Raw genomic sequence first — 12598 nt, 5'->3', positions numbered from 1 at the left:
AACAACTAAATAACTAAAAAACAACACTTTAAACACAATTAAAAACACTTAAAAAGTAGTGATACTTTTTCAAGATTTATGTTAAGAGAGCAAAGATCTCATGAGTTTTAATGAATATTCATTAATAATTTTTCAAAGTTTTCTCTTCCTGCCTTTGCGTTATTACGTGCTTTTGTTCTGTAGTTATAAATAGTAGTTATTGAGTACCTCAAAAATTCAGCAATTTGGGTGCTTTCTTCTATTCCTAATCTTACTAACGCAAAAACTCTCAATTCTGTATTTAATAATTCATTCTTCTTCAAAGTAATTTGCGCACCTTCAATCATAAGATCATTATAGCTTTCTACAAAATTTGGGTAGAGTTTCAAGAAAGACTGGTCAAAATCTTTATAAAAGATCTTCAACTCTTGATCAACGATTTCTTTTGACTTTAAGATGGTCAAAAGATCTTCTTTATTCGATTTATTTCCTTTTCGTAAAAGTTGTTTTCTGTAATCATCTAACTTCCCAATATAAGTAGAGCATAGTTTTAAATATCTTGCGATCGATTCCTCTTGAATATTATTGACACTCATCAACTGCTTGTTCGCATTTTCAACCTCTTGTTTACTATTTTTCAGCTCATCATTTAACTGACTCAACAATTGATTCGTCTCTTTTACCTGAGTATTAGATGCTTCTAATTCTTTCTTTTGTTTTTGGATAAAAATCATCCCAAAGATTAAAATAATCAGTAAAACGCAGACTATCGTAGAAAAAATCATGATGTACTTTCTGACTTTTTCTCTATTTTCTTGATAAGAATGATCTATCAAAGGTAAAATCTCTAGTACTTCTGCCCTTCTTAACTGTGCATTACTCTCCACTGCATCATCCAAGGCCACTTTAATATAATGATAAGCCCTGCTCAATTCATTGTTTTTATAAAGTTCCAAAGCTAATTCCCTTAAAGAAGTATGTTCTTTTACACCATTTAGAATATCAGATTGAGATGATAATGTGAGAAAATCGATCTTTTTATCAATTAAACCTTTTCGACCATAGGCGTCTGCTAAAGTATATGCAGTTGAAGCGTACACTCTATCTTCTATTTTCACTCCCTCTAAAATATTTTCTAAAATGGTAATCGCTTCATCTAAACGCCCAATTTCTTTGTATAATTCCGCCTTTGCTAAATGATGTCCCAAATCGTTTTCTGGCAGTGCATCCATCAAATTTCGCTCATACCCTTCCCATTTATGTCTGTATTTCATCCTGATAGAAGACGTAATTCTTAAAGAAGATAATGTATTGTACAAGACGGCATTGATGGAATAAAAATATGCTTGAAACTGAGGAGGTAATTCTACACCTTCATATTGATCTAAAATGGCCACCGACTCATGGTATAAACCTACCAAAATATACGCTTGGGCTAATAATAAATTAGATTCAATCGTTGTATTTTCATTTTTAAAAGTGGATGCCAATCTGACTCCTCTTCTTGAGTAAAGAAGTGCCGAATCTGCATTATAAGGAAGGTATTTTTGGGTAATTCTTTTAATTAACTCGTATTCTCTGACTGGATCTTTTTCTATTACTAATAGTTGATTTATAGTTCTTATATCACTTTTTCTTTTCTCAAAATAAGATTCTCTCTGTTCCAACAATTCATCCAACCTATTTAACAGTTGATCGTCATCTGTTTTTAAAGAAAATGACGAACACAAAATCAGTATTCCAAAAAGGAGTTGTGCTAAACGCATATTGTAAATTTATTCAATGACCTGACTAAAGTTAATCCAATTATCAAGGTAAAATAACTAAACCAGTAAAATATTTACTTCAAATTAAATACTTATCCACAAAAAAAGAGACCTATGAGATCTCTTTTTTTCCTCTAACAATTTTTCATTGTTCTACATTCTTTTTACCAAGTATCTGTTCTGTTCTGCTTCTAGATAATTATTCAAAACAATAATTATGAGAAGCAATCTATAACCATTTTCATTTTCATATTTCCAGGGAAGTTCGGTTAATACAATGTGTCTAATTAACCGAATAATAAAATGAATTGATATAACTATTTAAAGTAGTTTTACACCTACTAATAGTTATCTTAATTTGATTTATTCATTTTCATATTTACAAGACATTACAATCTTAAGCATTAAATTTACTTTAATCGTTCTACTTACGTTTATTCAGGTGCCACTTTATAAATAAACACTACCAATAGCCCCTATTGATAAATAAACACACTTTTATCATCTAAAAAAAAGATCGATTATCATTTAAAAACAGTACTTTTTTTTAGTGTTTAGTGAAGTAAAAATGAATTAATGGATTTCTTCTCTAGTCTCATGAGAGTTATTTTGATCTTCGAAGCCGATTAATTTCACTTTTATACTCCTAGTGAGTGCATTTTTCTTAAAGTCTTCAATGATTTCCATGACATCGGGATGCATAGAATGGTTCTTTGTGGCATCAATAATCACTGTGCTATCATTAGGCATATTCTTTAAAGTTCTAAGAATACTGGCTTTATTCAAGAAGCTTACATCTTCTGCTAATTGTATATGAATAGGTTCTTCACTATTCAAATAATTTGGATTCAAGTGATACGGGATTTTAAAGTTATTCCATAATATATGAATGATGCCGACCACCATACCTAGCCCGATCCCCTTCAATAAATCTGTAAAGACAATACCGACTACCGTCACTACAAAAGGTAAGAAGAGAGAAAAATCCTTTCTATAGAGCTCTATAAATTGCTTAGGATTGGTCAACTTATAACCAATCACCAAAAGTATAGAAGCCAAACAAGCCAAAGGAATAAGGTTTAAAATCTTTGGAATGCCCATCACACAAATCAATAAGAAAATACCGTGTAGAAAGGCGGATGCTTTAGTTCTACCACCTGTTTGAATATTTGCCGAACTTCGAACAATTACTTGAGTGATTGGAAGTCCTCCTATTAATCCTGAAACAATATTACCTGTTCCTTGAGCGATTAATTCACGATTGGTTGGTGTAACTCTTTTTTGTGGATCCAGCTTATCTGTCGCTTCTACGGAAAGTAGTGTTTCTAAACTTCCAACGATGGCGAGGGTCAGTGCTACAATATAAACTTGGGTATTGGCTAATTGAGAAAAATCTGGTGTGGTAAACTGCCCAAAGAAATCTGTTAAACTTTCAGCTACAGGTAATGCTACTAAATGTTCTTTTTCAATATCCAATACTGGAATATCATCGAAAAGCACATTCAAAACCACTCCTAAACCAACGGCAATCAGTGGACCGGGTACTCTAGCCAATACTGTTTTTTTGATGATCGGTCTTTCCCATAGTATTAAAATTGTGAGAGAGACAATGGATATAATCACTGCTCCTGGAGTGATGGCCTCAAACATATAAAACAATTCACTGAAAGTGTTATGCCCATCAACTTGGAAGAAAGAGAAATCTCCTTCGGGATCTTCATCATATCCCAAAGCGTGTGGTATCTGTTTTAAGAAAATAATCAAACCAATACCACTCAACATCCCTTTGATTACTGAAGAAGGAAAATAATAACCAATGACGCCAGCTTTGAGTAAGCCCAAAATGATTTGAAAAACACCAGCAAAAACTACTGCCAACAAAAAAGTCTCGAATGTACCTAGATCGTGAATCGCATTGAGAACAATCACGGCTAAACCAGCTGCTGGACCACTTACACCCAATGAGGAGCCACTTATCAATGAAACAATGATACCTCCAACAATACCGGCAATAATTCCTGAAAAAAGAGGAGCTCCTGAAGCCAAGGCAATCCCTAAACACAACGGCATAGCAACTAGGAACACCACTATACTTGCAGGAAGGTCATACCTTAAGTTTGAAAAAAAATTTGATGATTGATTCATAATGTTAGTATAAGGATTGTGAAAACAGGCAGATCAAAAATATCCGTCGTTTTTAGCGAGTATTTTGCCTACCTACCTAATATTAACAGGAGAAAGTTGTGCTATTTCGTCTTAAAGTTTCGTACCTACCTTTTTATTTGGTTATAGTGAATAGTTGTGCTTCTCAATACTCATGATTCGGCTCAAAAATAAAATCTAAAACAACCGATCATCTTTATCCTGTTACTTAAGCACTGCGACAAAAAATAAATAAGAATTAACTATGAGATATTTCTGACTTAGTACTTAATCAATTTATATACAAATGTTTATTGGTTGAAGAAACATATGTGTTGTTTAACAATATTATCAAAAAATACGACTTTTTCATGTATTTGTTTAAACAAATAGTTTATCAGTATTAGTTTTTAAGCTTTTTCGTATAAAATTTTATTATACATTTGCTAAACAAACATTGAAATATAAATCATTAGAATGAAAACTCTATTAACAAAAGCTCTTAGTGTCACGCTAGGTGTGAGTTCTTTGTTGTATACTTCTTGTGGTAATCAAACTGCTAAAGACGAAGTAACAGCTGAAAAAGCACTTGACCTTTCGAACATGGACACTTCTATCAAACCAGGTCAAAACTTCTACACTTATGCCAACGGTGGTTGGATGAAAAAAGCGACTATTCCTGCTGACAGAGGAAGATGGGGTAGCTTTGATGAATTACGTGAGCGCAATGAAAAAGCAACACTTGATGTACTAAACAATGCTATCGCTTCAGGTAAACTAAATGAAGGCAGTGACGAAATGAAAGCTGTTTATGTTTACAAAAGTGGTATGGACTCTACTACAATTGAGAAATTGGGTGCTCAACCTCTTGCTCCATACATGGCACTTGTCGATGGATTGAAATCTAAAGAGGGACTTCAAGCAGTCTTGACGGAATTACACAAATCACAAACAGGTGTTATTTTTGGACCAAGCGTATTCCAAGACTTAAAAAACAGTGAAATCCAATCTTTCTATATTGGTTATAGTGGTCTAGGTCTTCCTAACAAAGATTATTATACAAAACAAGATTCTGCATCACAAGCAACAAGAGAACAATATGTACAACATATTGCTAACATGTTTGACTTATTGACTATTCCTAATGCAGAAAAGGCAGCACAACAAGTATTTGAGTTCGAAAATACTTTAGCGGAATTCAACCTTACACCAGTTGAAGCAAGAGATCCTCGAAGAATGTATAACCCTTATACAGTAGCGGATCTTCAAAAAATCTGTAAGACTATTGACTGGACGCAGTACTTAAAAGATATTGATGTTGCTACTGAAAATGTGATTGTTACCCACCCTCCTTACTTTGAAGAGTTGGATAATATGATTAAGAATACATCATTGGAAACTATCCAATTGTATTTAAAATGGCATCTAGTTCACGAAGCTGCTCCTTATTTAAGTAGTCAATTTGTTGATGAAAGTTTCGACTTCTACGGTAAGAAAATGAGAGGTTTAGAAGAAAACCGTCCTCGTTGGAAGCGTGTATTAGGTACAACAAACGGTCTTGTTGGTTTTGCAGTGGGTAAACTTTATGTTCAAGAGGTATTCCCTGAGGAAGCAAAGCAAAAAGCAGATAAAATGGTAGCGAATATCAAAGAAGCTTTTGCAAAGCGTATTAAGGGAGTGGATTGGATGACTCCAGAAACAAAAGAAAAAGCACTTGTTAAATTAGAGGCGTTCAATGTGAAAATTGGCTACCCTGACAAGTGGGAAACGTATGAGGATCTTGAAGTTTCAAAAGATACTTACTTCCAAAATATCGTGAACAGTAGCAAATTAGAATTTGTGAAAAACATGAAGGAATACGGTAAACCAGTTGACAAAACTAAATGGGGTATGACTCCTCAAACAGTAAATGCTTACTACCATCCATTATACAATGAGATTGTATTCCCTGCCGCTATCTTACAGCCTCCTTTCTATAACTACCAAGCAGATGAAGCTGTAAACTACGGTGGTATTGGAGCTGTTATTGGTCACGAAATTTCTCACGGTTTTGATGATTCAGGACGTCGTTTTGATGCACATGGTGAAATGAAAGACTGGTGGACTGAAAACGATGATACTGCTTTCAAAGGAAAAGCGGAAATGGTAATTCAACAATACAATGGTTATGAGCCAATTGAAGGTTTACATATCAACGGTGAGTTAACATTGGGAGAAAACATTGCTGACCTTGGTGGTGTTGCTGTAGCGTATGACGGTTTACAACGTTATTTATCATTATTACCTGAAAAGCCAGGTAACATTGATGGTTTCACTCCTGAACAACGTTTCTTCCTTTCATGGGCTACTATCTGGAGAACAAAATCTAGAGAAGAGGCGCTAAGAACGCAGATTCAAACAGACCCTCACTCTCCAGGTCAATACAGAGCTGTTGGTCCTTTATCGGACTTTGATCCTTTCTATACGGCATTCAACATTGTAGAAGGTGATTCTATGTATGTTGCCCCAGCTGAAAGAGCTAAAGTTTGGTAAATATCTTAGATTATGAATAATGTGTTTTACATTACTCATTAATCAATAACTCTATTTTAGGAAAGTAAGATTAGTCTTGCTTTCCTAATTTTTTATATAAAAAAAACAGCCCACAAATTGCGGGCTGCATTTCCTCATTTTTAATTGTTTGTAATCTATATCTATCTTCAATAGAAATAAACTACGCAATGCTTTAATTTAATGGATTAAAGACATTTGCTTACTACTATCTTGACTACTTTACAAAGGTAATAACATTGATCACATCACCCTATCAAAAACTGATTAAAAACTGATAGATAATAATTACTTGCATTTATTAACAACCTTGTACCACTTATTCAAGGTTTAGATCTCATTTCTTATCAACAAAAACTTTTAACTTAAGACTTACGTAACACATGTTACATAATTTGCCATTCAAAAACGTAACTTTACAGAAAATAAAACAACATGAAATTACTTCAAGCATACAAATTTCACTTGATCGGCTTAGTAGTCGGTGCAGTTTTAGGTTATCTTTATTATAGTCAAATTGGATGTATAACCGGTACTTGCGCTATCACTTCTCAGCCCATCAACAGCACATTATATGGAAGTGTGATGGGAGTATTAATTACTGATTTTTTTAAAAAGGAAAAATGAATATTGAATCTTTGAAACACAATTGGCCTATCACAAGGATACTATGGTTAGTATTGGGCATTGCCATTCTCATCCCATCATTAATGGATAATGATATTGTAGGCATAGTAATCGGAGCTTTTCTTAGTATTGTGATGGGAGTAATGAAAGTTGGCTGCAAATCTTCAAAAAGTTGCTGTGGAAATGGAAATGACAGCTGTGGATGCAATTAAACCTAATTATGTATCACAGTATGATTTTTTAGATCCTTCACCGAATAGTTTATATTAATAGTATCATTTGCTAAAAATGTAAAAATACCTTTCCCATTTTTAATATTAGAATAGATCGTATCGGCTTTTACTGTAGGTTCTATATTTGCCAAATAGGCATTTCGAACCGACTGTTCATATAAGTAGTGGTCTTTTGAAATTTTTGATAAAATAAAACACACTTCATTGAAAGTAGAATATTCCGCTCACATCACAATACATTTAAATAAGTAATACAATATAATAAGTTGCAATATTGTATTTTTAGTAGTTTAGAATATAGTTTTAAAGACGGATAAAAAGAGCTCTTTTTTGAAGTGAAATTTAAACGTTTTCTTTGACTTTTTGATTGAAAAATTCCTCTAAATGATGTCTCCCATATTGATCCGCAATATTATCAAAAGCCATCAATGTAAGGAAAAACTCTAGGGGACCATAAACCTTAGAAGAAGTCAATATTCTTAGGCTTGAAATGATCACTTTCCTTACCCAATCAGGAATATGAACAATTTTTACTTTCTTATCCCAAGCTTCCAAAGCTAAAGCAGATAGTTCATTTTGAGTAAAAATATCAGGTCCTCCAACTACTACTTCTGACTCAGAGGTACTTATTTTATCAACACAAACTTTTGCCAGATCTTCACCATGAATTGGGTTTAGTTTGTACTCTCCATTTCCAAATAAATACACTGTTCCATTTTTGGCCATATCTAAGAAATCCGTCATATCAGAGAAGAAGCCATTGGGTCGCATGACTGTGTAATCTAATCCAGAAACTTTTAAGGCATCCACAAATTTTTCTTTTGCCTCAAAGATTTTTAAATGACGCAACTGATCCCCTCCGATTGCCGAAACATATAAAAAAGACTTCACTTTAGATTGCTTTGCCTCTTCTAATAAGTTCATATTTCCCTGGAAATCTACATCCATATATGTCATACCATCTTTCTGACGAGTAATGCCAATAGCCGAAAATACCCAATCAATATTCTCTGTAATACCCTTTAAGGTTTCAGGTTTTGTCACTTCACCAATAAAAAAATCCTCAACCCCATTGAACATTTCCTTTTGACTTTCCTTTCGGATTAAAACTCTAACATTAAATCCTCTTTTTTGAAGCTCTTTTACCAAATACTGTCCTAAGTACCCAGTCGCTCCTGCTACTAATACATTCATGATTCTCTTTGATTTTGTGATATTTCAAAGGTAATCATGGGATAAATGAATGCTCTTGACGATCGTCAAGAATGCTCTTTTTTGTAAATTCTTGCTTTGATTCTACTTAATGTTTCCGGCGAAACACCCAAAAAAGAGGCGATGTATTGTTGAGGTACTCTTTGTACTAAATCACCTTTTGTTTTTAATAGATCTTGATACCTTTCTTCTGCTGTTTTTGTAATAAAAGAAGCTAATACTTTTTGATAAGTGATCAATTCATTTTCAGTGGCCACCCTGGCAATAATTTCCAGTTTAGGAAAACCTCCTATTAAATTTTCAATCATTGTTTTTGTGAAAACATAAATCTCAGTTTCCTCTAATGCTTGATAGTTTTCTATAGCAGGAACATTATAAGTATAGCTTTCTCCAGCACAAATAAACTGTCCTTCGGTATAGAAGAAGGCTGTTTTATCATTACCATCAACATTATAAAAGAGCCTTACACATCCTTTTGTCACAAAATAAATCTCATCGGAGATCTTACCCTCTGTAAAGATCATTTCATTTTTAGAGTAATTTCTTTTAAAAAGTGCATCTTCTAAAACTTTTTGTTCTGATTCAGTGAGTGAAGTATATGCTTCTAATTGTTTTAATAGTTGTTCCATATCTTATAATAAAATCCATTACAGCATTAAGGTACATCCATTATTAAATACAAAAAAGAGCAACAATAAATCTCTTTATCATTGCTCTTATAAATTATATAACCGATATCTGTTTTACAGATTAATTGTTATCCTCTTCAATTGGATTATCAGGAACTGGAACACCAAAACCTGGATCTACCTCTTCATAAATTGGGTGCTCTGGCGTTATTGGTTCTGGATCATTACTTTCAGAACAAGAGAACATAAACATTGCTAAAACTGCAGATAGAATAAACTTTTTCATAATAGTATATTTGTTTTAATGTAGACAATAATAATTTGTAGTAACTTTCTCTTTTTAAGTGTATTATAAAGTAGTTACAGTATATTAAAACGCCTTTTCACACACTTCGATTTCCATTATAAAACCAAAGTGTTCCCAAAAAAGACCAAAGTTGCAGGTAGATTATTTTCTAACAGTTAGGTCCTGATTTATCATTAAGAATTGATAATGTATTTTTTAAGAATAAAAAAAGAGCAACAATAAATCCTCTTTATCATTGCTCTTCTAAGCTATATATTTTTATATAAGTACCAAGACAAAATTATATACCACTAATTCCATTTATTGTTTTGCGATTACTGCCTTCAAAAAACTTTAAATAGAACCACTATTTATACGTTTTTTAGCGTTGTACTCACAAAAAATAAATTAGAATTAACTATGATTTATTTTTGGCTTAGTACTTATGAATTACATTTAATATTTATACTAGTTATCAAAACCCGGATCAACATCGTCACCTGGATTATCAAAACCTGGGTCAACATCATTTGGATTATCAAACCCTGGATCTACTTCCTCATAAATGGGATTTTCAGGAATTGGCTCAATATCGTTACTTTCTGAACATGAGAACATAAATATCGCTAAAACTGCAGGCAAAATAAACTTTTTCATAATAGTAAATTTGTTTTAATGTAGACAATAATAATTTGTAGTAACTTTCTCTTTTTAAGTGAATTGTAAAGTAGTTACAGTATATTAAAACGCCTTTTCACCTACTCCGATTTCTTCCAAAAGACCAAACACTTCCGTAAAAAGACCAAAGTGGCTGAAAATCGACTTTTCGCAGTTAAATCAAATATTTATCGTTTAGAACTATTTAGTTTCAAGCATTTACACTGTTGTGTATCTTTGTGAAAAATAGAATTACATGGATATTTCAAATAAATCGAATAAAGATATATTCTTTGAACATCAAGCACAGACGTCACCTTATCCATTAGGGATAGAAGTAGATTACGCCAAGGGTGTTTATTTATATGATAAAGAAGGGAAATCGTATATGGACTTGATTTCGGGGATTGCGGTCAACAATCTTGGGCATGGTCACCCAAAATTGATTGAAGCGATCAAGGAACAAGTAGATAAATACTTATTTGTGATGGTGTACGGCGAGATGGTGCAGAAACCTCAGATCGAATTGACCAAAAGTCTTTTATCTGTATTACCGGATCAATTGAATAGCACTTATTTTGTCAATTCGGGAACGGAGGCCAATGAAGCGGCATTGAAGTTAGCCAAGAGATATACAGGTAGAACGGAGTTAGTGAGTTTCAATAGATCTTACCATGGCAATACACACGGTTCATTGAGTGTTTCCGGAAATGAAGTAAAGAAAAATGCATTCCGTCCGCTATTACCGGATGTTCGCTTTATCAATTTTAATGTAAAAGAAGACCTACAATATATCACAGAGAAAACGGCGGGTGTGATCGTGGAACCTATCCAAGGTGATGCCGGCGTGCGTATTCCTGATATAGAATACATGCAAGCACTTCGTGATCGATGTACGGAAGTGGGTGCTCAACTGATTTTTGATGAGATTCAAACGGGCTTTGGTCGAACGGGTAAATTCTTTGCCTTCGAACATTTTGGTGTTGTTCCTGATATTTTAACGATCGCCAAAGGAATGGCTGGCGGAATGGCCATGGGCTGTTTTGTTTCTTCTGCCGAAAAAATGAAAGTACTATCGCATGACCCCATCTTAGGTCACATTACTACTTTCGGAGGTCATCCAGTATGTTGTGCAGCATCGAATGCTGTTATTAATATATTAAAGGATGAAAAGATCATTGAAGACGTTGATCGAAAAGGGCAGATCATCGAAGATCGATTAAAGTCACATCCTGCGGTAAAAGAAATTCGCCGTAAGGGATTGATGTTTGCCATCGATATGGAAAGTTTTGAGTTAGTCAATAATGTAGTCACTACTTGTATCGAAAAGGGTGTGATTACGTATTGGTTCCTTTCAACTCCGTATGCCTTTAGAATTGCCCCTCCATTGACCATCACCGATGAAGAAATTCATAAGGCATGTGATACGATTTTGGAAGCGATTGATGTGCATTATTCGTAAATAACCGCGTGTTTTTTTGGTGGGCACGTAGGGGCAGACCTATGTGTCTGCCCGCTGAACCACAAAAAAACATCATTGGTTTTACCAACAGTTTAAATGCAGGTAGAACCAACGATGCAAAGGTAAATCATAAATACCTCGAGGATAAACCGTATTGATACACGGGCAGACACGCAGGTCTGCCCCTACAGGTGATTCAATATTTCATTTAATTTCCTGACCTCCACATCTGCCTCTGATTCCTCTTCCCCAAAATAAATCGTTTTCAGACCGAAATCTTTCGCTCCTTTTATATCCGTAACCGGATTATCCCCTATCATTACTGATTCTTCTTTTGAAGCACCTGCTTGATCCAAGGCATATTGGAAAATCGCAGGGAAAGGCTTTTTGGCTCCGCAAGATTCTGAAGTCACGATTACCTCAAAATATTCTCCCAAACCTGTTGAGGATAATTTGACGGCTTGTGTTTTATCAAAACCATTAGTGATAATATGTAACGTATATTTCTCTTTTAATGCATCTAATAAAGGTATCGTTCCTTCCATCAGATGAGGTTTTGTAGGGCAGGTTTCTAAATATTCATCTCCGATATTGGGTGGGCAGTGCTTTACATCAATACCTAATTTCTCAAAGACCATAGGGAATCTTCTCAATCGGATATCTTCTTTCGTCACTTTATCAAAATTATAAAGGGCCCATAATTCGTGATTGGTGGTTTTATAAGCCACTAAATACTCTTCTATGGAAGTACCCAGTTTTCCTATTTCATATTTTTCAAATAATGCGATTAAGGTCTCTTCAGAGTTCTTTTCAAAATCCCAAAGGGTGTGATCTAAATCGAAGAATATATGTTTGATCTGTTCTTTATTCATTGCTATATATTTAGGTGTAGACTTTCAATAAAGCATTAATTATGCAGTTTTGTTCTACTTTACGATTAAATATCTTAAATAATTTGATGATTTTAATCTATGAAATGAATTTCAGAATGTTTGGTTTAACGACAATTTTGAGGGTTTTCTAAGAATTTTTAACAATAGAAATTTAAAATGACC

Annotated in this window: 10 protein-coding genes; 3 read left to right on the top strand and 7 right to left on the bottom strand. The window is 33.8% G+C overall.

The annotated features are described in order from the left end of the window. Positions 1–107 precede the first annotated feature (107 nt). Both IC221_RS02945 and IC221_RS02940 read right to left on the bottom strand, forming a co-directional pair. Positions 108–1745, bottom strand: coding sequence for a DUF6377 domain-containing protein (locus IC221_RS02945; protein ID WP_188167529.1), 1638 nt, complete (start codon positions 1743–1745; stop codon positions 108–110). A gap of 573 nt (positions 1746–2318) precedes the next feature. Then, positions 2319–3890, bottom strand: a complete 1572-nt coding sequence (locus IC221_RS02940; protein ID WP_188167528.1) for a SulP family inorganic anion transporter — start codon at positions 3888–3890, stop codon at positions 2319–2321. A 474-nt stretch (positions 3891–4364) separates the two neighbouring features. On the opposite strand from IC221_RS02940, the gene IC221_RS02935 reads away from it, so the two are divergent. Next, positions 4365–6419 carry a M13 family metallopeptidase gene (locus IC221_RS02935; RefSeq protein ID WP_188167527.1) on the top strand — a complete coding sequence of 685 codons (2055 nt, stop codon included), beginning with the start codon at positions 4365–4367 and terminating at the stop codon, positions 6417–6419. A 453-nt stretch (positions 6420–6872) separates the two neighbouring features. Beyond that, positions 6873–7064, top strand: coding sequence for a DUF6132 family protein (locus IC221_RS02930; RefSeq protein WP_044203275.1), 192 nt, complete (start codon positions 6873–6875; stop codon positions 7062–7064). Positions 7065–7639: 575 nt separating this feature from the next. On the opposite strand, the gene IC221_RS02925 is transcribed toward IC221_RS02930, so the two are convergent. From IC221_RS02925 to IC221_RS02910, 4 genes are all read right to left on the bottom strand, one after another. Then, positions 7640–8491 carry an SDR family oxidoreductase gene (locus IC221_RS02925; protein WP_188167526.1) on the bottom strand — a complete coding sequence of 284 codons (852 nt, stop codon included), beginning with the start codon at positions 8489–8491 and terminating at the stop codon, positions 7640–7642. 65 nt (positions 8492–8556) lie between these two features. Beyond that, a complete protein-coding gene (locus IC221_RS02920; protein WP_188167525.1) occupies positions 8557–9138 on the bottom strand; it encodes a Crp/Fnr family transcriptional regulator in 582 nt (193 codons plus the stop codon). A gap of 121 nt (positions 9139–9259) precedes the next feature. Beyond that, positions 9260–9424: a hypothetical protein gene (locus IC221_RS02915; protein WP_188167524.1), complete on the bottom strand. Its 165-nt coding sequence runs from the start codon at positions 9422–9424 to the stop codon at positions 9260–9262. A gap of 468 nt (positions 9425–9892) precedes the next feature. After that, the gene (locus tag IC221_RS02910; protein WP_188167523.1) at positions 9893–10081 is read right to left on the bottom strand and encodes a hypothetical protein; all 189 of its coding nucleotides are present in this window, start codon (positions 10079–10081) and stop codon (positions 9893–9895) included. Positions 10082–10337: 256 nt separating this feature from the next. On the opposite strand from IC221_RS02910, the gene IC221_RS02905 reads away from it, so the two are divergent. Next, positions 10338–11543: an aspartate aminotransferase family protein gene (locus IC221_RS02905; protein ID WP_188167522.1), complete on the top strand. Its 1206-nt coding sequence runs from the start codon at positions 10338–10340 to the stop codon at positions 11541–11543. A 185-nt stretch (positions 11544–11728) separates the two neighbouring features. Here the strand turns inward: IC221_RS02905 and IC221_RS02900 are convergent, their stop codons facing one another. Further along, complete coding sequence (locus IC221_RS02900; protein ID WP_188167521.1) at positions 11729–12415, bottom strand: YjjG family noncanonical pyrimidine nucleotidase; 687 nt, start codon at positions 12413–12415, stop codon at positions 11729–11731. Between the last annotated feature and the right edge of the window lie 183 nt (positions 12416–12598).

The sequence above is a fragment of the Flammeovirga sp. EKP202 genome (assembly GCF_014534745.1).
In the GTDB taxonomy this organism is placed as follows: Bacteria; Bacteroidota; Bacteroidia; order Cytophagales; family Flammeovirgaceae; genus Flammeovirga.
Note: the sequence above shows the minus strand (reverse complement) of the source record. Positions and strands in the feature narration are given on the sequence as shown.

Bases quoted from the DNA above. Each gene is read 5' to 3' on its own strand.
- IC221_RS02945 (WP_188167529.1), bottom strand. From the start codon at position 1,745: ATGCGTTTAGCACAACTCCTTTTTGGAATACTGATTTTGTGTTCGTCA.
- IC221_RS02940 (WP_188167528.1), bottom strand. From the start codon at position 3,890: ATGAATCAATCATCAAATTTTTTTTCAAACTTAAGGTATGACCTTCCT.
- IC221_RS02935 (WP_188167527.1), top strand. From the start codon at position 4,365: ATGAAAACTCTATTAACAAAAGCTCTTAGTGTCACGCTAGGTGTGAGT.
- IC221_RS02930 (WP_044203275.1), top strand. From the start codon at position 6,873: ATGAAATTACTTCAAGCATACAAATTTCACTTGATCGGCTTAGTAGTC.
- IC221_RS02925 (WP_188167526.1), bottom strand. From the start codon at position 8,491: ATGAATGTATTAGTAGCAGGAGCGACTGGGTACTTAGGACAGTATTTG.
- IC221_RS02920 (WP_188167525.1), bottom strand. From the start codon at position 9,138: ATGGAACAACTATTAAAACAATTAGAAGCATATACTTCACTCACTGAA.
- IC221_RS02915 (WP_188167524.1), bottom strand. From the start codon at position 9,424: ATGAAAAAGTTTATTCTATCTGCAGTTTTAGCAATGTTTATGTTCTCT.
- IC221_RS02910 (WP_188167523.1), bottom strand. From the start codon at position 10,081: ATGAAAAAGTTTATTTTGCCTGCAGTTTTAGCGATATTTATGTTCTCA.
- IC221_RS02905 (WP_188167522.1), top strand. From the start codon at position 10,338: ATGGATATTTCAAATAAATCGAATAAAGATATATTCTTTGAACATCAA.
- IC221_RS02900 (WP_188167521.1), bottom strand. From the start codon at position 12,415: ATGAATAAAGAACAGATCAAACATATATTCTTCGATTTAGATCACACC.